Raw genomic sequence first — 19,466 nt, 5'->3', positions numbered from 1 at the left:
TTCACGAAGTTTAAAGTAACAATACTTTTCCAGCGTCTTTTGTAGGTGCCTTTTTAACAAAAAAACGCCAGACAGCAAGCTATTTACAGACAACCGGCCAATATTCTTACCAACTTTTGTGCGCGCGGGTCCATAAGTACATACGGCCCCAGTGTATTGGTCACAAAACCAAATGCTACATCATGTTCCGGATCGGCAAAGCCCACGGATCCACCGGCCCCAGGATGCCCAAATGCACGTGGGCCAAGGCCGAACGTCGCGTTGGGCACGTCTGGCTGGTCCAACATGCAACCCAGGCCAAAGCGGGTTTGCGTCAATAAGGTTTTATCCGGCCCAACACTGTGCTCGCGGGTCAGTTGTTCAAGCATATCGGCTTCCAACAAACTTCCGTCCAACAAACCACTATAAAACCCGGCCAAACTGCGCGCATTGCCATGACCATTTGCCGCAGGCTGCTGCATGCGGCGCCATTCAGGCTTGTTAGTGCTGGTTAGTATAGAAGGCGGATTGGTAAACGCCCGGGTAGTCATTGCTTCGGGCTCACGCAGGGTGACCTGTAACAACCGTTGGGCTGCCGCATCCCCCATATTGCCCTTGCTCCGGGCAATGTGGGCGACACGATAAAATTCCTCGTCCGCCAACCCGACATGGAAGTCCAGGCCCAGTGGCCGGGCAACCCGCGCCACAATCGACTCCCCCGGCCCACGCCCATCGGCGCGGCGCAGCAGTTCACCGACCAGCCAGCCATAAGTGATGGCCGCGTAGCCATGGCCTTCGCCGGGTGTCCACCAGGGGGTTTCGGCGGCCAGGGCGGCAGTCATCAAGGGCCAGTCATACAGGGCCTCGGCAGGCAATATGTCACGCAACGCGGGCAGCCCGGCCTTATGGCAAAGCAGTTGGCGCAGGGTGATGTTGTGTTTACCTGCCGCAGCGAACTCCGGCCAGTAGTTGGCAACCGGGGCGTCCAACTGCAATTTGCCCTCGGCTACCAGTTGCAGCGCGGTGACGGCGGTGAAGGTCTTGGTGCAGGAGAACAGGTTGGCGATGGTGTCGCTGTGCCAGGCCTCGGCACCGTCCTTGTCGGCAGTGCCGGCCCACAGATCAAGGACGGTTTGCCCGCCAATCTGTACACACAGCGCCGCACCACGCTCCTGAGGGTCGTCAAACAGCGCGGCGAAGGCTTCGCGCACTGCTTCGAATTGAAGCTCGTAATGACCCTGAATCTGCACCTGCATCCCCCCTCGGAAAAGTCCTGCGTTAAATGGCGCTCATTGTTCCAGCCATTACTGGCTTTGGGAACCCGTGGCAGCCTGGGCGACCTTGGCTTTTTCAGCTTTGCGGCCCAATTGCTGGATCGCCGCCAGGTTGCTTTTACGCACACTGTCGACAAAACCCTGGAAGGGCACATCGGTGATTCCCACCAGGCCAAAATGGCCATTTTCACCGTCCAGCAATCGCCCGGTCACCGGCTGATCGAGGTACTGGAACCAGTGCACGCCAACAATCGACGGCTCGGCCATGGCCTGCTTGAGGAACGTCGCGTAAGCCGGGCCACGCGCCTCCTCCCTGGCCAAGGGCGTCAAGCCACCCCAGAACGGGCCACGGTCGGTCGAGCCGAAGTTGAACTCGCTGATCAATACCGGCTTGTCCAGCCCGCGCAGGGCGGCGAAGTCATAACCGTCCTGGGGCTTGAGGGTGTACATATTGAAGCTCAGTACATCACAGTACTGGGCGCAGGACGCCACGGCTTCCGGGGTGCTGACCGCATAGCGGCCACCCAGCAGCAGTTGGTTGGGCGCATGCCATTTCAGCGCATCGGAGATGGTCTTGAAGTAGGCGTCGGCGAAGGTCTTCTGGAAGTACTGGAAATCGGCTTCGATTTCCGGGTGCTCGGGGTTGGGAACGGGCGGCTCGAAGCCTGGATCTTCCATCAACTCCCAGCCCGCCAATTGAATACCCCAGGCTTTGGACAGGCCATCTTCGTTACGGTATTTATCGCGCAGTTGCTTGAGGAACGCACGCTTGGCCGGCACATCGGTGGTCATTCGCAGGGTGCCGTAGGCCAGGGCATAGCGGGATTTCGCATCGTTGCCAGGACCGGCCCACGCCAGTTCGTTATCGGCAAAGAAGCCGATCAACCAGGGGTCGTCGCGATGGTCACGGGTGGCAATCGCGACCGCCCGCTCGGTGGCCATGGCAAAGCGCGGGTCGAAGGGATCGGGCATGCCGCCCCACCAGTCGATACCGGTGCTGATACTGGTGTAGTCGCCAATGATCGACAGCGGCAAGGTGTAAGGCACGCGATCCGCGCCAACCAGTTGCGGGGCGCTCCAGTTGCCGACGGTGTTGAAACCCCAGGCCTGCAGGCGGTCCAGGGTGTGGCTAACCCAGCGCGCCTGGTCAAACCCCTGGGCTGTGCAGGGCTGGGCCTGGGCTGCCGGGTCGCACGCCTGGCCATAGGTGCGTTGCAGGTTAGCGCCGTAGAAGTCATACCAGCGCCCCACATTGAAGCCACGCCCTACATCCGCGCCATTGCCGCCACGGTTGTCGCCACTGCCGTAATACTTGTCGAAGGGCTCACCCGCCTTGGGCAACGCGCCAAACATCCATTCGCGGCCGGCGACATAGGTCTGGCTGTTGTCCGGGGTCACCGTGTTGACGCCCAGGGAGTAGAACGGATGCCCCAGGGGTGTCACCAGGTACCAGCGCCCATCACGCTTTTCGGTACGAAAGAAGCCGCTGGCGTCAAAGGCCGGGCCCTTGGTCCAGCCGCCAAACTTGTCCAGGCCCGCCTTGTCACGCTCCGCAAGCCAGCCCTTGAGCTGTTGCTGCTCCTTGGCGGCCGCGGCTTTCAACTGCTCGTCGCTGCTGACCTTTTCCGGCCAGCGCGCGCGGTTGGACTGCCCGTAGGCATCCACCAACTCACTGTAGGCAGCCTTGAGCACCGGCTCGCTGTCCTGCACGCCAAAGCGCTCCAGCAGGATACTTTGCGGCGCAGCCGGCTGGATCATCGACAGCGTGACCGAGACCACCTGGCTGCGGTCGAGCTCGCCAGCGCTGCCGGCCAGCATCACGCGCTGACCGTCCACGGTGATCGGCATCGGCGGCCCGGCTTTCATACCCTGGCTCAAGGGCGAATTGGCTTGCAGTGGCACCAGCAGCGTTTGCGCAGGTCCCGCCGGCAAATCAATCCGGCTGACCAGGGTCTTGCCGTCGCTGCTCTGCACCTTGACGTACAAGGTCAGCGCCCAGTCCATCGCACTCTGGATACGCAGGCTCATGGCACTCGATTGCGACCAGTCCCACACGCCACTCTGCGGGCTGAGCACCAGGCTCGGTTCCGCCGCCGGGTTGAAGGTGATGCGGCGCAACACCTCGCCTTCCGGGGTCTGTTCGGCGTTGTATTGCGGCAGGCTGGCGTCCTGGGTCGCCACCTTAACCACATCGGCCGGCCGGACAAAGTTGAACAGCGTCTGTTGCCCGGCCGGCGCGGCCAGCAATGGCGCAGCGAACAACAAGGCAAAAAGAGCAGGCAGCGTGCGGATCATACGAACAAGGTTCTCCCAATTGGCCGGTGAATGGCCTGATGACATACATGAGATAGACCACGAAGTGGGCGAATTCGCCCACTGCGGCTTAAGAAATTTCGCGCCGGAAAGGCGGCAAGGCATTCAGGATCGCCTTGCCATAGCGCTGAGTGACCAGACGGCGGTCGAGCAAGGTGATGGTGCCCCGGTCTTCTTCGGTACGCAGCAAGCGACCACAGGCCTGGACCAGCTTCAACGAGGCATCCGGTACCGAGATCTCCATGAACGGATTACCGCCCCGGGCTTCGATCCACTCGGCCAGCGCAGCCTCGACCGGATCATCCGGCACCGAGAACGGGATCTTGGCGATCACCACGTGCTCGCAGTAGGCACCGGGCAGGTCGACACCTTCGGCAAAGCTCGCCAGGCCGAACAGCACGCTGGAGTCCCCGCCATCAACCCGCGCCTTGTGCTTGTTCAGGGTTTCCTGTTTCGACAGGTTGCCCTGGATAAACACCTGTTTGCGCCAGTCGCGGTCGAGGCCGTCGAACACGTCCTGCATCTGTTTACGCGACGAGAACAGCACCAGGGTGCCCTTGGAGCCTTCCACCAGCGACGGCAGGTCACGAATGATTGCCGCGGTGTGGGCCGGCGCATCCCGTGGGTCGGCCTTGAGGTCCGGCACCCGCAGCACGCCAGCGTCGGCGTGATGGAACGGGCTGGGGACCACGGCAGTGACGGCTTTTTTCGGCAGGCCGGCGCGCATGCGGAAGCGGTCGAAGGTGCCCAGGGCCGTCAGGGTGGCCGAGGTCACCAGGGCGCCGTAGGCCACATTCCACAGGTTGCGCCGGAGCATTTCTGCGGCAAGGATCGGGCTGGCGTTGACCTCGATATCGAACAGCGCACCGCTCTCCGACAGCGTCAGCCAGCGGGCCATGGGTGGATTGTCTTCCGGGTCTTCAACGGTGAAGGCCGTCCACAACTCCCAGTTGCCCTGGGCACGGGACAACAGGCTGCCAAACAACGGATACCACTCTTCGGCCTGGTTGCTGGCGATGCCGATATTGACCTCGCCGTCCATGCCTTCCTTGAGCAGGTCGGTGAGGCGGGTGAACAGGTCGGTCAGGCGTGAGAAGCCCTTCTTCAACTCCACGCCCATCTCGCGCATATGCTCGGGGATCAGCCCGCCGACAAAGCGATGGCGTGGCCGCTCGCGACCTTCAACGTCTTCGCCGGGCTTGAAGTCCGCCACCTGTTCGCAGGCGCTGAACATGAACTGTTGCTGGGTCTTGATCTCCCGCGCCAACTCCGGCACCTGTTCGATCAACTTGCCCAGGTCGCCCGGCAGCGGATGCTGGGCCAGCAGCTTGGTGAGGTTCTTGGCGGTGGTTTCCAGCCAGTCAGCGGTGGAACGCAGGCGTGTGTAGTGGGCAAAGTGGCCGATGGCCTTGTCGGGCAGGTGATGGCCTTCATCGAACACGTAGAGGGTGTCGCGCGGGTCGGGCAGCACGGCGCCGCCGCCCAGGGCCAGGTCAGCCAGGACCATGTCGTGGTTGGTGACAATCACGTCGACCTTGCCCATGCCTTCGCGGGCCTTGTAGAAGGCGCACTGGCCGAAGTTGGGGCAGTGCCGGTTGGTGCACTGGCTATGATCGGTAGTCAGGCGCGCCCAGTCGGCATCTTCAAGGGCGTTGGGCCAACTGTCGCGGTCGCCGTCCCACTTATTGCCGGCCAGCTTCTCGATCATGCTGGTAAACAGCTTCTGGCTGGCCTCATCGACTTCGATCTTGAAGCCTTCTTCTTCGAACAGCGAGGCCGTGGCGGTTTGCGCGTGGCCTTCCTGCAACAGCACATCCAGCTTGGACAGGCACATATAGCGGCCACGGCCCTTGGCCAGGGCGAAGGTGAAGCTCAGGCCGCTGTTGCGCATCAGGTCCGGCAGGTCTTTGTAGACGATCTGCTCTTGCAGGGCCACGGTGGCGGTGGCAATCACCAGGCGCTTGCCGGCGGCCTTGGCAGTGGGAATCGCCGCCAGGCTGTAGGCCACAGTCTTGCCGGTACCGGTGCCGGCCTCGACGGCCACGACCGCAGGGTCGCCACTGCGCCGGCCTTCGTCGTCGGTGTCGATATCCCCGAGGACCTTGGCCACTTCGGCGATCATCAGGCGCTGGCCGTAGCGCGGTTTCAAGCTCTTGGCTTCGAGAAAACGCGAGTAGGCGCCCTGGATCGTGGTTTTGAGTTCAGTGCTGATCATGGATAGTCGGGCGCAAAAAACGCTGGATAAATTTTCAGTGGTTCGGATCGGCCGCTATCATACCCCGCTAATTAATCCCGCGCAGAACGGAGTACCTCAATGACCGTGTTTAGCCTTGCCTACACCCTGCATGTATTGGCCGCCCTGGTATGGGTTGGCGGTATGTTTTTCGCCTGGATGATCCTGCGCCCGGCTGCAATGGCGGCGCTCGACGGCCCTCCACGGCTGAAATTGTGGATGAATGTGTTTCAGCGTTTTTTCGTGTGGGTCTGGGTCGCGGTGCTGATCTTGCCGATCAGTGGCGTCGGCGTGTTGCAACTGCGCTTCAACGGGTTTGAAACCGCGCCGCGTTATGTGCAAGTGATGATGGGCTTGTATGTGGTAATGACCGCGCTGTTTATCCGCATCCAGGCGTTGCAACTGCCTGAACTGCGCACGGCTGTGGCGGCCGAGGACTGGGCGACGGGCGCGCAGGTGCTGGGAAGAATCCGAAAGCTGGTAGGGATCAATCTGATTGTCGGGTTGGTGGTGGTGGGCGTGGCTTCGGCTCGGCCGATGTTCTGAGGTTGTTCCTCAGTGCCTCATCGCGGGCAAGCCCGCTCCCACACTTTGATTTGTGAATACCTTAAAAATGTGGGAGCGGGCTTGCCCGCGATGGGCCAGTGCCGATAGCTCAAAGCCGCTGGATGGTCACCGTACCGGCAGGCCCCGCCGGCCCCGCCTGGCCTTCCAGACCCGGCCGGCCTTTCTCGCCGCCGTCGGCGCGGTACACCAGGCAACCCTTGGACGCCCCGCCCTTGCCCGGCTTGCCGGCCACACCCGGTAAACCACCCGCACCACCCTCGACCCAGACCTTGATCTGCTCACTCGGATAATCCCGCGGCAACTCGATGCGCACCGCCGCCCCCGCAGCCCCCGGCAGCCCGTCGCCACCGTTGTCGCCATTGGCGCCACGTCCGGCCGACCCCCAGGTGCAACCAGGGTCTTCGCCATTGGCACCATCCAGGCCGCTGTAACCCTGGGCACCGGTGCCACCACGGGCATCGACGGACAGTTCTTCTGCAATCAACCCATTGATCCGCAGGGTCAGGTCACGCCCCGGCCGGGCCGGTTTTTCATGGGTGCCGGGCGCGCCACGGGAGGTGATTTGGCTGCCATGCTCCAACTGCGCGTGCCGCACCTGCAACTGCAGGGCCGAGGCGCTGGGCACGATGGCAATCCGCGCTTCGCGGCCCAGGTGCAGTTCGTCGACAGTGACCTGGGTGATATTGGCCGGAATCAACAAGGTGCCATAGTCCGCCACTTCCAGGCGCTCCAACTGCAGCACGCTGGTGCTGTTGGGCAAGCGCATCAGCGAGTGGGTCTCGACACTGACGCTTTCGGCCAGGGCAATGGGGCTGACCAGCAGGGCCAGGAGAAAAACCTTACGCATGATTGGCATCCTTGTTGTCTTGGTTAGCCGTAGGCGCAGGCAGGCTCTTTATATGGAACATCCCCAGCAACAGGATCAGCAGGCGGTCACGCCAGGGGTGAGCACGATGTTTGACGCTGGCGTTGAACAACACCAACTCCAGAAGATGGACCAGCAACAACAGGCTGCCGACCAGGTTGACCAACAGATGAAATGGATTAGTCAGCGGTTTGAACAGGTTGACCAGCACCACCGTCCAGAACAGCATCGCCAGCAACTTCCCCAATCCTAGCAACAGCTTCATGCCCTACGCCCCCTTGCACATTATTCTTTGGGCGCACAGTAACGAGTTCTACAGGCGATTTGCCAGTGAAGGATTAAAAAACTTGAGAAGGCTGCGACTTGGCGGCCAGATCGCCGAGAATCGTCTGATACAGCTGTAAGAAATGCCCCTGGCACCACCCAGGGGCATATCAGAAATGTCTTAGCGGTTGATTTGAATTTCCACGCGACGGTTCTGGGCGCGGCCGTCGGCGGTTTTGTTGTCGGCCACCGGATGGCTCTCACCGGCCCCCGTCACCGACACAAAGTTACTGCGGGGCACGCCGGAGCTGACCAGGTACTCGGTCACCGAACGGGCGCGTTTTTCCGAAAGTTTCTGGTTGTAGGCATCTTTACCGACGCTGTCGGTGTGCCCGCTGACCCGCAACTGCGCAGTCGGTGCTTCCTGTTTCAGGCGTGTGGCAACCGTGTCGAGCTTGGTTTTGTCGGCGGCCGTCAGCCGGGCCGAATCGAACTCGAAGTGCACATCACGAATCACGATGGTCTCTTCCTGGACCACGACCACTTCCTCGACGACGACCGCCTCAGGTACCGGCGGGCAGCCGTTGGCATCCACCTGCACGCCCTTCGGGGTGCCCGGGCACTTGTCGCGACTGTCCGGGACGCCATCCGCGTCTTCGTCACCGTCGCCATGCACCCAGCAATAGGCGCCGGCCATGCCGCCAATCAACAATGCGCCACCGCCAGCCCATGAAGAGCTTTCGGTAGCGCCCAGCGCGGCCCCGGTTACGCCGCCGAGGGCGGCACAGGTGGGCCAGTCGGTTTTTTGCAAGCCTGCGCAACCTGTCAATACTCCGGTTAGCAGAACCAAGGGTAGAGCTGTCCGCATGATGCTCATTTGATTTCTCCTGAGGGGATCGGCCGCAAGCCGATGGGTGGAGTAAAGACCGCTCTTTTCATCTGCGCCAGCCGGCCACACCCCCGTATTCATTGGACGAGGCCGCTTTTTCCGGTCGACAGGCGAGCGCCCGCTCTAGGCCCGCACGCTCAAGCAGGCTAGTCTTGAAGGTTCTGATGTGAGGATCTTCGATGACCGCCGGCAATTCTTCCCGTACTCCGCAGCAAGCACTCGCTGCCCTGCTTGATCGCCAAGCCCCCAAACGCCTGCTGGTGTTGGGCGCCGGCCACTTCCCGGCGCTGGAGGCATTCCAGCAGGCGCACCCTGACACCGTGGTCTGCGTCGCCGGGCCTGGGCCATTGCCACCTGAGGTGGCCGCCCAGCGATTTGACCTGGCCCTGGTGGTCGATTGCCTGGAGCACCTGTCAAAACGTGCAGGTCTGGAGCTGCTGGGCGGCGTGCGCAACCTCAATGCCAGCCGCATCGCCGTTCTCGCCGACCTTGCCGCCTGCGGCTGGAAGGACACCGACTTTTTCTCCCTGGCCCTGCAGACCAATGAGCAGTTTTGCCGCGACAATCAGGTACTGACGCTGTTTACCTACGATCTGCTTGAATACAAACAAGTGCCGGACTGGCTGAATGCCCGGTTCTGGGCCAACCCGGAAAATTTCGGAAAGTATTGGTGGTAACCATGAGTACATCCATTTGCCCTTGCGGCAGCGGCAACCTGCTGGATGCCTGTTGCGGCCACTACCACACTGGCCACCCCGCGCCGTGCGCCACCGCGTTGATGCGCTCACGCTACAGCGCCTATGTGCTGGGGCTGGTGGATTATCTGGTGGCCACTACGCTACCGGCACAACAGAACGGCCTCGACCGTGATGCCATCGGGGCCTGGAGCGCGCAAAGCACCTGGCTCGGCCTGGAAGTGGAAAGCTCCGAGGTGTTTGGTGGGCAGCCGGAACATGCCTTTGTCACTTTTACCGCACGCTGGCATGACAGCACCGGCGAACACAGCCACCGCGAACAGTCGTCTTTCGTACAGAACGATGGGCGTTGGTACTTTATTGATCCTACGGTGGAGGTGAAGGCCGGGCGTAATGATGCCTGCCTGTGCGGCAGTGGGCAGAAGTTCAAGAAGTGCTGTTCCAGTTACCTGTAAAACCACGGACACCGCGCTAAACCACACAACCCTCGTCATCGTTGACGACCATCGCCGGCAAGCCGGCTCCTACAAGGGATTGCGTCATGGTCAGCCGATTACGAACCTACAGCTGTTTAATGGTATTGACCGTTGGCCTCTCGGGCTGTGCGTCCTGGTTCGCCGATGACACGCCGCCGCCACAGATCCATCTGGTCAAGGTCGAGTTGCTGCGGGCCAAGCTGCTGGAGCAGAAATTCAAGCTGCACTTTCGCGTGGATAACCGTGACGACTCGGACCTCACCGTGCGCGGCCTGATCTATAAGATCAGCCTGGCTGACGTGGAGCTGACCGAGGGCGAATCCAACGAGTGGCTGACCATACCGCCCCATGGCCGGGGATTTTTCAAGGTCACGGTGCGCACCAACCTGTGGCCACAGGTGCGGGAGATCGCCGACCTGCTGAAAAATCCGCACCGCCCCATCCCCTATCGCCTGGAAGGTGAGTTGAAAACCGGATTACTCATCGGTAACGACGTGCACGTGATGCGCAATGGCGAGATAATCCCCGGCGATTTTATTCCGGAGCGACACCAATGACTCAGCAACCCCATGTCCATGGTCCTGACTGCAACCACGATCACGATCACCACGATCACGACCATGGTCATGTCCACGGCCCGAACTGCGGCCATGCCCACCAGGAACCGGTGCGCAACGCCCTGAAGGACGTTGGCCGCAACGATCCATGCCCATGCGGCAGCGAGAAGAAGTTCAAGAAGTGCCACGGCGCCTGATACGCGTCCCGCAGGAGCCGGCAAGCCGGCTCCTACAGTTCTATCGTTAGACGCAAATATTTCATTGAATTTTCGGTAGCTGAGCACTACCTATACCTACAGGCACATCAGCGGGCGTCCTGCCCGTTCAAGCATCACCAATCCTGGAGAGCTTCATGATCGACCTGTATTACTGGACCACCCCCAACGGTCACAAGATTTCGTTGTTCCTGGAAGAAGCCGGCCTGCCCTACGAGGTGCACCCGATCAACATCGGCCAGGGCGACCAGTTCAAGCCAGACTTCCTGAAGATCGCTCCCAACAACCGCATTCCTGCCATTGTCGACCAGCACCCGAGCGACGGTGGCGCGCCGATTTCGCTGTTCGAATCCGGAGCCATCCTGCTGTACCTCGCGGAAAAAACCGGTCAGTTCCTGCCCAAGGACCTGCGCGGTCGCCAGGAAGTGCTGCAATGGTTGTTCTGGCAAATGGGCGGCCTGGGTCCGATGGCCGGGCAGAATCACCATTTCAGCCAGTTCGCCCCGGAAAAAATCCCCTACGCGATCAAACGCTACGTCGATGAAACCGCGCGCCTCTATGGCGTGCTCGACCGGCGCCTGGCGGACCGCAGCTTCGTTGCCGGCGAGACCTACAGCATTGCCGATATGGCGATCTACCCGTGGATCGTGTCCCACAAATGGCAGAGCCAGCGCCTGGAAGACTTCCCCCACCTGCATCGCTGGTTCAACCTGATCAAAGAACGCCCGGCGACAGTGCGGGCCTATGACCTGGTGCAGAAGGTCAACCCGCCGAAACCCTGATGCACGCTTCCCCCCTGTGGGAGCTGTCGAGCCCCGGCGAGGCTGCGATGCAGGCGCTGGGGCTGCCAGATACAGCGCGATGTTCCTATCGCAGCCTGGCTAAAGCTCGACAGCTCGCACATCTGCTCAATCAAATCCTGAAAATTAGCATCGCCTCCCGCTTGCGTCGGTTCGCCGCGCTCACTAACGTAGCGCCTTTACTGACGCTACCCCCCGCAGGAGCTTTGCCATGGCCTCGCCAGCCCTCTCACGTTTTCTTCCCCGGTTCGGCGTTGCCGCGGCAGTGGCCAGTGCCTTGGGCCTGGCCGGTTGCCAGTCACTGAACAGCCGGGACACCCTGCCCCCCGTTTCCGGCGTGCAGCCGCTCAAGGGCCTGGCGCAGAATGTTTCCGTACGGCGTAACAGCCAGGGCATGCCGCTGATTGAAAGCAGTACCTTCCACGACGCGCTGTTCACCCTCGGTTATGTGCACGCCAGCGACCGGATCAACCAGATGGTTACCCTGCGCCTGTTGGCTCAGGGCCGACTGGCGGAGATGTCCGGTCCGGACGTGCTGGATGTCGACCGCTTCATGCGCGCCGTCAACCTGAAGAAAAGCGCCAGCGAGCTGTACAACGCCTCGTCGCCGCGCCTCAAGCGCTTCTTTGAAGTGTATGCCCGCGGCGTCAACGCCTACCTGTTCCGCTACCGCGACAAACTGCCGACGGACCTGGCCCAGACTGGCTACAAGCCCGAGTACTGGAAGCCAGAGGACTCGGCGCTGTTGTTTTGCCTGCTGAATTTCAGTGAGTCGGCCAACCTGCAGGAAGAGTTGTCAGCCCTGGTACTGGCGCAAAAAGTCGGCGCCGACAAACTCGCCTGGCTGACCCCAAGCTACCCGGACGAACCGCTGCCTGTGGCGGAGTCCGACAAGCTCAAGGGCGTCAATCTCGGGCAGATTCCCGGCCTTGCCACGCTCAACAGCATCAACGAACACCTGGGCAGCCTCAACACCCTTGGGGTTTCCACCTCCAGCAACTGGGCCATCGCCCCGCAACGCAGCCGCAGTGGTCGCAGCCTGTTGGCCAACGACCTGTCTACGCCTATGCAGGCGCCGTCCCTGTGGAATTTCGTACAAATCCGCGCGCCGAAATACCAGGCGGTCGGGGTGTCGATTGCCGGGATTCCTACCTTGCTGTCCGGTTTCAACGGCAAGGTGGCCTGGAGCATGAGCCAGGTGTCCGGCGATACCCAGGACCTGTTCCTGGAGAAGGTCAAACGCCAGGGCAGCGCGCTGTACTACGAGCACAACGGCAAATGGCTGCCGACAATCGTGCGTAACGAAACCTTCTTCGCCAAGGGTCAGCGGCCGATTCGCGAGGCGGTGTACGAAACCCGCCACGGACCGTTGCTCAACAGCGCCCAGTCGCTGACCAGCGGTTACGGCCTGGCCCTGCAAACCGCCAGTTTCAAGGACGACAAGAGCCTGGATGCGTTTTTCGACCTGTCCCGGGCGCAGAATGTGGAAAAAGCCTCGGACGCCAGCCGCGAGATTCGGGCCATCGCCCTGAACATGGTATTTGCCGACGCCAGCAATATCGGCTGGCAGGTCACCGGGCGTTTCCCCAACCGCCGCGAAGGTGAAGGCCTGCTGCCCTCGCCGGGCTGGGACGGGCGCTTTGACTGGGATGGCTACGCCGATGCGATGCTGCACCCCTATGACCAGGACCCGCCACAGGGCTGGGTCGGCACGGCCAACCAGCGTACGGTGCCCCACGGCTACGGCATGCAACTGTCCAATTCCTGGGCCGCGCCGGAGCGCAGCGAACGCCTGGCGCAACTGGCCGGCAACGGCAAGCACGACAGCCGCAGCGTGATCGCCATGCAGTACGACCAGACCACTCTGTTCGCCGTCAAACTCAAAAGCATGTTCCAGGCGCCGGGCATGGCCCAGCCACTGAAGCAGGCGATTGATGCCCTGCCTGCCGCTGAGCGGGCCAAGGCGCAGCAGGCCCTGGGCCGCCTGATGGCGTTCGACGGGCGGCTGGCAGCCACCTCGGCCGACGCCGCGATCTACCAACTGTTCCTGCAGGAAAGCGCCAGGCAGATTTTCCTCGACGAGCTGGGCCCGGAATCCAGCGCCACCTGGAAAGCCTTTGTCAGCAACGCCAACCTGTCCTACGCGGCCCAGGCCGACCATCTGCTGGGGCGTGAAGACAGCCCGTTCTGGGACGACCTGCGCACCCCAGGCAAAGAAGACAAGCCGGCGATTCTCGCCCGCAGCCTGGCTGCTGCAATCACCGCCGGCGACAGCCAGTTGGGCGCAGATCACAAGGCCTGGCAATGGGGCAAACTGCACAGCTACACCTGGAAAAACACCGGCGGGCAGACGATTCGCGGCCCATTGGCAGCCGGCGGCGATCACAGTACGTTGAACGCAGCGCCCTACAGTTGGGGGCAGGATTTCGCCACCAGCCAAGTCCAGGCCCTGCGCATGATTGTCGATTTCGGCCAGGTGGAACCAATGATGGGTCAAGGCGGGATCGGCCAATCCGGCAACCCTGCCAGCCCGAACTATGCCAATGGCATTGATCCGTGGCTCAAGGCGCAATACCTGAGCTTCCCGATGCAGCCACAGAACTTTGAAAAGGTGTATGGCAAGACTCGTCTGACCCTGGTTCCGGGAAAGTAATCCCACGTAGGCGACCCACCCGCACTGCAATGGTGCTGAAGATTTCTAGCGCCCGATATCGGGCGCTTCCTACGTTACCCTTCGTGTAATCCCGCCAATTAAAAAGACTGTTCAGAACTATGGTGCAGAAATTGCTACTTGCGATTCGTCTGACACCGTTCAGTAACAGTCCTAATCGCGCCACAAGCGCTTATCTTGGTTCCCAGGGATTACCTAATGAAAAAAGCATTGCTGACCCTTTCTGCACTCGCACTGTGCATGGCCGCCGGTACCGCCTTGGCCAAGGAATACAAAGAATTGCGTTTTGGTGTGGACCCTTCCTACGCGCCATTTGAATCCAAGGCCGCCGACGGCAGCCTGGTGGGCTTCGATATCGACCTGGGCAATGCCATTTGTGCGGAGCTGAAGGTCACGTGCAAGTGGGTGGAAAGTGACTTTGACGGCATGATCCCGGGCCTGAAAGCCAAGAAGTTCGACGGTGTGATTTCGTCCATGACCGTGACCCCGGCCCGCGAGAAGGTCATCGACTTCTCCAGCGAGCTGTTTTCCGGGCCGACCTCCTATGTATTCAAGAAAGGCTCGGGCCTGAGCGAAGACATGGCCTCTCTCAAGGGCAAGACCGTCGGCTATGAACAAGGCACCATCCAGGAAGCCTACGCCAAGGCTGTGCTGGACAAGGCCGGAGTGAAAACCCAGGCCTACCAGAACCAGGATCAGGTCTATGCCGACCTGACCTCGGGCCGCCTGGATGCGTCGATCCAGGACATGCTGCAGGCCGAACTGGGCTTTCTGAAATCGCCACAAGGGGCGGACTATGAAGTCAGCAAGCCCGTAGACAGCGAAATGCTGCCCTCCAAAACGGCTGTCGGCATCGCAAAAGGTAACAAAGAGCTGAAAGCCCTCCTGGATAAAGGTATCAAAGCGTTACACGATGATGGCACCTACGCCACCATCCAGAAAAAACACTTCGGCGATCTGAACCTGTACAGCGGCAAATAACGCTGCGGCGCCCGCCGCTCCAAGGGGTGGGCGCACTACCGATTGCCAAAGGCGTACCCCATGTTTGAAGACCTGTTGCAGACCCTCGGGCTTGGCGCGTTCAGCTTGAAAGGGTTTGGCCCGCTGTTGCTGCAAGGCACCTGGATGACCATCAAGCTGTCGGTGCTGTCCCTGGCCGTCAGCGTGCTGCTGGGACTGATCGGCGCCAGCGCCAAGTTGTCGAGCCTGGCGCTGCTGCGCATTCCCGCGCAGCTGTACACCACCTTGATTCGCGGCGTGCCGGACCTGGTGCTGATGCTGTTGATTTTCTACAGCCTGCAAACCTGGCTGACCAGCTTCACCGACTACATGGAATGGGAATACATCGAGATCAACCCGTTCGGCGCAGGGGTGATTACCCTGGGCTTTATCTACGGTGCGTATTTCACCGAGACTTTTCGCGGCGCGATCCTCGCCGTGCCCCGCGGCCAGCTCGAGGCCGCCACGGCCTATGGCCTCAAGCGCGGGCAGCGCTTTCGCTACGTGACCTTCCCGCAAATGATGCGCTTCGCTTTGCCGGGCATTGGCAATAACTGGATGGTGATGCTCAAGGCCACGGCGCTGGTGTCGATCATCGGCCTGGCCGACGTGGTCAAGGCTGCCCAGGATGCTGGCAAAAGTACCTACCAACTGTTCTTTTTCCTGGTGGTGGCGGCCTTGATCTACCTGGCCATTACCAGCGCATCAAACTTCGTCCTGCGCAGGCTGGAAGCCCGTTACGCCGCCGGCTCACGGGAGGCAGTGCGATGATCGAACTGTTGCAGGAGTACTGGCGGCCTTTCCTCTACAGCGATGGCAACCATATGAGCGGCCTGGCCATGACGATGTGGCTGCTCACGGCCTCTATCTGCATGGGTTTCGTGGTGTCGATCCCGTTGTCCATTGCCCGCGTCTCGCCCAAGCGCTGGGTCCGTTGGCCGGTGCAGTTCTACACCTACCTGTTTCGCGGCACACCGCTCTATATCCAGCTGCTGATCTGCTACACCGGTATCTACAGCCTCGCTGCGGTTCGCGCACAACCATTGCTGGATGCGTTTTTTCGCGACGCGATGAACTGCACCCTTCTGGCCTTTGCCCTCAACACCTGCGCCTACACCACGGAAATCTTCGCCGGAGCCATCCGCAGCATGGCCCATGGTGAGGTCGAAGCGGCGAAAGCCTATGGCCTGAGCGGCTGGAAACTCTACGCCTACGTGATCATGCCGTCGGCCCTGCGCCGTTCATTGCCGTACTACAGTAATGAAGTGATCCTGATGCTGCACTCGACGACGGTAGCCTTTACCGCGACGATCCCGGACATCCTCAAAGTCGCCCGGGACGCCAACTCGGCCACCTTCCTGACTTTCCAATCGTTTGGTATCGCTGCGCTGATCTACCTGACCGTGACCTTTGCCCTGGTCGGTCTGTTTCGTCTGGCGGAGCGGCGCTGGCTGGCCTTTCTCGGGCCGAGACATTAAGGAGCCCCTATGCGGCAACAGATTCATCCCCTCCTCGCCCCCGTGCCAGGCACGGCACGGCAGATTCACAGTTTTCACTTCGGGCCAGAGCAGGCCGAAGGCAAAATCTACATCCAATCCTCGCTGCACGCCGACGAACTGCCCGGCATGCTGGTGGCCTGGCACTTGAAGGTACGCCTGGCGGAACTGGCTGCAGCCGGCCGCCTGCGCAGCGAAATCGTGCTGGTGCCGGTGGCCAATCCAGTGGGCCTGGAGCAAGTGCTGATGGACATTCCCCTGGGCCGCTACGAGCTGGAGAGCGGGCAGAATTTCAATCGCCTGTTTGTCGACCTCAGTGACGAGGTCGGCAATCAGGTCGAGGGCCGGCTGGGGGATGATCCAAGGCGCAACGTCGCGCTGATCCGCGACAGCCTGCGCCAGGCCCTCGACCGCCATGTACCGGCCACGCAGCTGCAATCCCAGCGCCTGGTGCTGCAACGCCTGGCCTGTGATGCCGATATGGTGCTGGACCTGCATTGCGACTTCGAAGCCGTCGCCCACCTTTACACCACCCCCGAGGCCTGGCCGCAGGTCGAGCCGCTAGCCCGTTACATCGGCGCCGAAGCCTGCCTGCTGGCCACCGATTCCGGGGGACAATCCTTCGATGAGTGTTTCACCCTGCTCTGGTGGCAATTGCAGCAACGTTTTGGCGAGCGCTTCGAGATTCCCCAGGGCAGTTTTTCCGTGACCCTGGAGTTGCGCGGCCAGGGCGATGTCAATCACGGCCTGGCCAGTCTCGATTGCCAGGCGATCATCGACTATCTGATCCAATTTGGCGCAATCAGCGGCGAACCTGCACCCCTGCCCGACTTGCCCTACCCCGCCACGCCGCTGGCTGCCGTCGAACCGGTGGCAACCCCGCTAGGTGGCTTGCTGGTGTTCCACGCGCTGCCAGGGGAATACCTGGAGGCCGGGCAGTTGGTCGCCGAGGTCATTGACCCCATTCACGACCGCGTCACCCCCGTTCACTGCCGCCATGCCGGCCTGATGTATGCCCGCTCGCTAAGGCGCATGGCCACGGCCGGCATGGTGATTGCCCATGTCGCCGGCCTTACGCCCTATCGCAGCGGCTATTTACTATCGCCTTGAGGATGCACGCCCCATGTACAAACTGACCGTTGAAGGCCTGCATAAAAGCTATGGCGACCATGAAGTGCTCAAAGGTGTTTCGCTAAAGGCCAAAAGCGGTGATGTGATCAGCCTGATCGGCGCCAGCGGCTCGGGGAAAAGTACCTTCCTGCGTTGCATCAACTTTCTTGAACAACCCAATGACGGCGCCATTAGCCTGGATGGCCAGCCGATCCGTATGGTCAGCGACCGCCACGGCATGCGCGTGGCCGACGAAGCCGAGCTACAGCGCCTGCGCACCCGCCTGGCGATGGTGTTCCAGCACTTCAACCTGTGGAGCCATATGAGCGTGCTGGAAAACATCAGCATGGCCCCGCGCCGGGTCCTGGGCTGCAGCAAAAAGGACGCCGAGGACCGTGCCCGGCGTTATCTGGACAAGGTAGGGCTGCCGGCACGGGTGGCCGAGCAGTATCCGGCGTTCCTCTCGGGGGGCCAGCAACAGCGAGTGGCGATCGCACGCGCCCTGGCGATGGAGCCGGAGGTGATGCTGTTCGACGAGCCGACATCGGCTCTCGACCCGGAACTGGTGGGCGAAGTGCTGAAGGTGATCCAGGGCCTGGCTGAAGAGGGGCGGACCATGATCATGGTGACCCACGAGATGAGTTTTGCGCGCAAGGTTTCCAGCCAGGTGCTGTTTTTGCACCACGGGCTGGTGGAGGAGGAAGGCACGCCGGAAGACGTGCTGGGCAACCCGAAAAGCGAGCGTTTGCGGCAGTTTCTAAGTGGCAATCTGAAGTAAGAGGCCAAGGCAAGAGGCCTTACTGTGGCGAGCGGGCTTGCCCGCGTCGGGCTGCGTAGCAGCCCCTGTAACGTTGCCGCCTGTCTTCAGATACACCGCGGCGCCAGGTTTCAGGGCTGCTGCGCAGCCCAACGCGGGCAAGCCCGCTCGCCACCACAAAAGCTACCAGCGGTTTGTGGAGGCCTGTCAGGCCACTGGCGCGGGTGGTGGCTCATCCGGCAGGGTCGGCACACCAGGCTCGGTGGGTTGTTCCGGGGTATCGGGGTCAGGCTGGCCAGGGATGCCGCCGGCGGCGGGGTCGGCCATCAGGGACCAGGCCAGAACACCAATCTGGTTGGGTTCAAGCCGGGCAAGTTCGGCGCTGATTCGCGGGTCGATCTTCATAGGGTACTCCTCAAGCGTGGCTCGGCGCGCTGTGCACGCGCCGAGGCAGTACTCCCAATAGAGTGCCTGCCCGCTGACAAATTCCCTTGCTCTGTAAGACGTTTCGATCAGGTGCGTGGCAGGGTGACGCCGCGCTGGCCCTGGTACTTGCCGCCACGGTCTTTATAGGACACTTCGCACTCTTCGTCGGATTCGAAGAACAGCATTTGTGCGACGCCTTCATTGGCGTAGATCTTGGCCGGCAAGGTGGTGGTGTTGGAGAACTCCAGGGTCACGTGGCCTTCCCATTCCGGCTCAAGCGGAGTCACGTTGACGATAATGCCGCAGCGCGCGTAGGTGCTCTTGCCCAGGCAGATGGTCAGCACATTGCGCGGAATACGGAAGAACTCGACAGTGCGCGCCAGGGCAAAGGAGTTTGGCGGGATGATGCACACGTCGCTCTTCACATCGACGAAACTCTTTTCATCGAAATTTTTCGGATCGACGGTGGCCGAGTTGATGTTGGTGAACACCTTGAACTCATCGGCGCAACGCACATCGTAGCCGTAACTGGAAACCCCGAACGAAATCAGGCGCTCGGCGCCCTCTCCGCGCATCTGGCGCTCGACGAAGGGTTCGATCATGCCGTGCTCTTGCGCCATGCGGCGAATCCACTTGTCCGATTTGATGCTCATGGCGGGTGTCCTGAATAGCGAGGTGGAAAATTCTGTTGGGCATCTTACCGGGGCTGGCCTCGCGGTTCAAAGGACGCAGGGGTTTTTCTTGATTAAGTTGCGCCCGATCACTGTCAGCCGTATGGGGCGGGCCCTGCCCCTGAATTAAAGGGCCGCAGGCCTGTAAAAGGCACCGCCAGTCACGAAAATAGAGAAACCTTCGGAAATACCATTGGCACGTTCCGGAA

Annotated in this window: 20 protein-coding genes; 12 read left to right on the top strand and 8 right to left on the bottom strand. The window is 61.3% G+C overall.

Annotated features, from left to right (window positions below; all coding sequences use genetic code 11):
- Nucleotides 1–83: 83 nt before the first annotated feature.
- The 3 genes from HBO24_RS15195 to dinG form a co-directional block, all read right to left on the bottom strand.
- Nucleotides 84–1,229: a serine hydrolase domain-containing protein gene (locus HBO24_RS15195; RefSeq protein WP_057439926.1), complete on the bottom strand. Its 1,146-nt coding sequence runs from the start codon at nucleotides 1,227–1,229 to the stop codon at nucleotides 84–86.
- A 54-nt stretch (nucleotides 1,230–1,283) separates the two neighbouring features.
- Nucleotides 1,284–3,548, bottom strand: coding sequence for a beta-galactosidase (locus HBO24_RS15190; protein ID WP_115127547.1), 2,265 nt, complete (start codon nucleotides 3,546–3,548; stop codon nucleotides 1,284–1,286).
- Nucleotides 3,549–3,636: 88 nt separating this feature from the next.
- A complete protein-coding gene (dinG, locus tag HBO24_RS15185; protein WP_032858113.1) occupies nucleotides 3,637–5,781 on the bottom strand; it encodes an ATP-dependent DNA helicase DinG in 2,145 nt (714 codons plus the stop codon).
- Between the two features lie 99 nt (nucleotides 5,782–5,880).
- Between dinG and HBO24_RS15180 the strand changes: the two genes are divergently transcribed.
- Nucleotides 5,881–6,345 (top strand): CopD family protein, encoded by a 465-nt coding sequence (locus HBO24_RS15180; protein WP_115127546.1) that lies wholly within the window; start codon nucleotides 5,881–5,883, stop codon nucleotides 6,343–6,345.
- A 109-nt stretch (nucleotides 6,346–6,454) separates the two neighbouring features.
- On the opposite strand, the gene HBO24_RS15175 is transcribed toward HBO24_RS15180, so the two are convergent.
- From HBO24_RS15175 to HBO24_RS15165, 3 genes are all read right to left on the bottom strand, one after another.
- The gene (locus tag HBO24_RS15175; RefSeq protein ID WP_057958715.1) at nucleotides 6,455–7,213 is read right to left on the bottom strand and encodes a hypothetical protein; all 759 of its coding nucleotides are present in this window, start codon (nucleotides 7,211–7,213) and stop codon (nucleotides 6,455–6,457) included.
- Entirely contained in the window at nucleotides 7,206–7,496 is a 291-nt protein-coding gene (locus HBO24_RS15170; protein ID WP_057439859.1) for a DUF1145 domain-containing protein, read from the bottom strand. Before HBO24_RS15170 ends, HBO24_RS15175 begins: the two co-directional genes overlap by 8 nt.
- 180 nt (nucleotides 7,497–7,676) lie before the next feature.
- Nucleotides 7,677–8,372: an OmpA family protein gene (locus HBO24_RS15165; RefSeq protein WP_115127545.1), complete on the bottom strand. Its 696-nt coding sequence runs from the start codon at nucleotides 8,370–8,372 to the stop codon at nucleotides 7,677–7,679.
- A gap of 191 nt (nucleotides 8,373–8,563) precedes the next feature.
- On the opposite strand from HBO24_RS15165, the gene HBO24_RS15160 reads away from it, so the two are divergent.
- The 11 genes from HBO24_RS15160 (at nucleotide 8,564) to HBO24_RS15110 (ending at nucleotide 18,181) form a co-directional block, all read left to right on the top strand.
- Nucleotides 8,564–9,061, top strand: a complete 498-nt coding sequence (locus HBO24_RS15160; RefSeq protein ID WP_057439863.1) for a DUF6231 family protein — start codon at nucleotides 8,564–8,566, stop codon at nucleotides 9,059–9,061.
- A 2-nt stretch (nucleotides 9,062–9,063) separates the two neighbouring features.
- Nucleotides 9,064–9,534 carry a YchJ family protein gene (locus HBO24_RS15155; RefSeq protein WP_057439866.1) on the top strand — a complete coding sequence of 157 codons (471 nt, stop codon included), beginning with the start codon at nucleotides 9,064–9,066 and terminating at the stop codon, nucleotides 9,532–9,534.
- Nucleotides 9,535–9,620: 86 nt separating this feature from the next.
- Nucleotides 9,621–10,112: an LEA type 2 family protein gene (locus tag HBO24_RS15150; protein ID WP_170059946.1), complete on the top strand. Its 492-nt coding sequence runs from the start codon at nucleotides 9,621–9,623 to the stop codon at nucleotides 10,110–10,112.
- On the top strand, nucleotides 10,109–10,309 hold the full coding sequence (locus tag HBO24_RS15145) for an SEC-C metal-binding domain-containing protein (protein WP_003189235.1): 201 nt from the start codon (nucleotides 10,109–10,111) through the stop codon (nucleotides 10,307–10,309). The genes HBO24_RS15150 and HBO24_RS15145 overlap by 4 nt, the downstream gene beginning before the upstream one ends.
- A gap of 155 nt (nucleotides 10,310–10,464) precedes the next feature.
- Nucleotides 10,465–11,109, top strand: coding sequence for a glutathione S-transferase N-terminal domain-containing protein (locus HBO24_RS15140; protein ID WP_115127542.1), 645 nt, complete (start codon nucleotides 10,465–10,467; stop codon nucleotides 11,107–11,109).
- Between the two features lie 229 nt (nucleotides 11,110–11,338).
- Nucleotides 11,339–13,780, top strand: a complete 2,442-nt coding sequence (locus HBO24_RS15135) for a penicillin acylase family protein (RefSeq protein ID WP_170059945.1) — start codon at nucleotides 11,339–11,341, stop codon at nucleotides 13,778–13,780.
- Nucleotides 13,781–13,996: 216 nt separating this feature from the next.
- On the top strand, nucleotides 13,997–14,779 hold the full coding sequence (locus HBO24_RS15130) for a transporter substrate-binding domain-containing protein (protein WP_057439875.1): 783 nt from the start codon (nucleotides 13,997–13,999) through the stop codon (nucleotides 14,777–14,779).
- Between the two features lie 60 nt (nucleotides 14,780–14,839).
- Nucleotides 14,840–15,568, top strand: a complete 729-nt coding sequence (locus tag HBO24_RS15125) for an ABC transporter permease (protein WP_057439877.1) — start codon at nucleotides 14,840–14,842, stop codon at nucleotides 15,566–15,568.
- Entirely contained in the window at nucleotides 15,565–16,275 is a 711-nt protein-coding gene (locus HBO24_RS15120; protein ID WP_170059944.1) for an ABC transporter permease, read from the top strand. The genes HBO24_RS15125 and HBO24_RS15120 overlap by 4 nt, the downstream gene beginning before the upstream one ends.
- 9 nt (nucleotides 16,276–16,284) lie before the next feature.
- Nucleotides 16,285–17,403, top strand: coding sequence for a succinylglutamate desuccinylase/aspartoacylase family protein (locus HBO24_RS15115; protein WP_115127540.1), 1,119 nt, complete (start codon nucleotides 16,285–16,287; stop codon nucleotides 17,401–17,403).
- A 13-nt stretch (nucleotides 17,404–17,416) separates the two neighbouring features.
- On the top strand, nucleotides 17,417–18,181 hold the full coding sequence (locus HBO24_RS15110; protein WP_115127539.1) for an ATP-binding cassette domain-containing protein: 765 nt from the start codon (nucleotides 17,417–17,419) through the stop codon (nucleotides 18,179–18,181).
- A 186-nt stretch (nucleotides 18,182–18,367) separates the two neighbouring features.
- Here HBO24_RS15110 and HBO24_RS15105 read toward each other — a convergent pair whose 3' ends face one another.
- Together HBO24_RS15105 and dcd are read right to left on the bottom strand one after the other, a co-directional pair.
- Nucleotides 18,368–18,565 carry a hypothetical protein gene (locus HBO24_RS15105; protein WP_029297182.1) on the bottom strand — a complete coding sequence of 66 codons (198 nt, stop codon included), beginning with the start codon at nucleotides 18,563–18,565 and terminating at the stop codon, nucleotides 18,368–18,370.
- A 107-nt stretch (nucleotides 18,566–18,672) separates the two neighbouring features.
- Complete coding sequence (gene dcd, locus HBO24_RS15100) at nucleotides 18,673–19,239, bottom strand: dCTP deaminase (protein ID WP_003219273.1); 567 nt, start codon at nucleotides 19,237–19,239, stop codon at nucleotides 18,673–18,675.
- Nucleotides 19,240–19,466 lie beyond the last annotated feature (227 nt).

Source organism: Pseudomonas sp. WS 5410 (genome assembly GCF_012985645.1).
GTDB classification, from domain to species: domain Bacteria; phylum Pseudomonadota; class Gammaproteobacteria; order Pseudomonadales; family Pseudomonadaceae; genus Aquipseudomonas; species Aquipseudomonas shahriarae.
Note: the sequence above shows the minus strand (reverse complement) of the source record. Positions and strands in the feature narration are given on the sequence as shown.

Bases quoted from the DNA above. Each gene is read 5' to 3' on its own strand.
- dcd (WP_003219273.1), bottom strand. From the start codon at position 19,239: ATGAGCATCAAATCGGACAAGTGGATTCGCCGCATGGCGCAAGAGCAC.
- HBO24_RS15105 (WP_029297182.1), bottom strand. From the start codon at position 18,565: ATGAAGATCGACCCGCGAATCAGCGCCGAACTTGCCCGGCTTGAACCC.
- HBO24_RS15140 (WP_115127542.1), top strand. From the start codon at position 10,465: ATGATCGACCTGTATTACTGGACCACCCCCAACGGTCACAAGATTTCG.
- HBO24_RS15165 (WP_115127545.1), bottom strand. From the start codon at position 8,372: ATGAGCATCATGCGGACAGCTCTACCCTTGGTTCTGCTAACCGGAGTA.
- HBO24_RS15160 (WP_057439863.1), top strand. From the start codon at position 8,564: ATGACCGCCGGCAATTCTTCCCGTACTCCGCAGCAAGCACTCGCTGCC.
- HBO24_RS15125 (WP_057439877.1), top strand. From the start codon at position 14,840: ATGTTTGAAGACCTGTTGCAGACCCTCGGGCTTGGCGCGTTCAGCTTG.
- HBO24_RS15155 (WP_057439866.1), top strand. From the start codon at position 9,064: ATGAGTACATCCATTTGCCCTTGCGGCAGCGGCAACCTGCTGGATGCC.
- HBO24_RS15150 (WP_170059946.1), top strand. From the start codon at position 9,621: ATGGTCAGCCGATTACGAACCTACAGCTGTTTAATGGTATTGACCGTT.
- HBO24_RS15115 (WP_115127540.1), top strand. From the start codon at position 16,285: ATGCGGCAACAGATTCATCCCCTCCTCGCCCCCGTGCCAGGCACGGCA.
- dinG (WP_032858113.1), bottom strand. From the start codon at position 5,781: ATGATCAGCACTGAACTCAAAACCACGATCCAGGGCGCCTACTCGCGT.
- HBO24_RS15175 (WP_057958715.1), bottom strand. From the start codon at position 7,213: ATGCGTAAGGTTTTTCTCCTGGCCCTGCTGGTCAGCCCCATTGCCCTG.
- HBO24_RS15190 (WP_115127547.1), bottom strand. From the start codon at position 3,548: ATGATCCGCACGCTGCCTGCTCTTTTTGCCTTGTTGTTCGCTGCGCCA.
- HBO24_RS15145 (WP_003189235.1), top strand. From the start codon at position 10,109: ATGACTCAGCAACCCCATGTCCATGGTCCTGACTGCAACCACGATCAC.
- HBO24_RS15110 (WP_115127539.1), top strand. From the start codon at position 17,417: ATGTACAAACTGACCGTTGAAGGCCTGCATAAAAGCTATGGCGACCAT.
- HBO24_RS15120 (WP_170059944.1), top strand. From the start codon at position 15,565: ATGATCGAACTGTTGCAGGAGTACTGGCGGCCTTTCCTCTACAGCGAT.
- HBO24_RS15170 (WP_057439859.1), bottom strand. From the start codon at position 7,496: ATGAAGCTGTTGCTAGGATTGGGGAAGTTGCTGGCGATGCTGTTCTGG.
- HBO24_RS15180 (WP_115127546.1), top strand. From the start codon at position 5,881: ATGACCGTGTTTAGCCTTGCCTACACCCTGCATGTATTGGCCGCCCTG.
- HBO24_RS15135 (WP_170059945.1), top strand. From the start codon at position 11,339: ATGGCCTCGCCAGCCCTCTCACGTTTTCTTCCCCGGTTCGGCGTTGCC.
- HBO24_RS15130 (WP_057439875.1), top strand. From the start codon at position 13,997: ATGAAAAAAGCATTGCTGACCCTTTCTGCACTCGCACTGTGCATGGCC.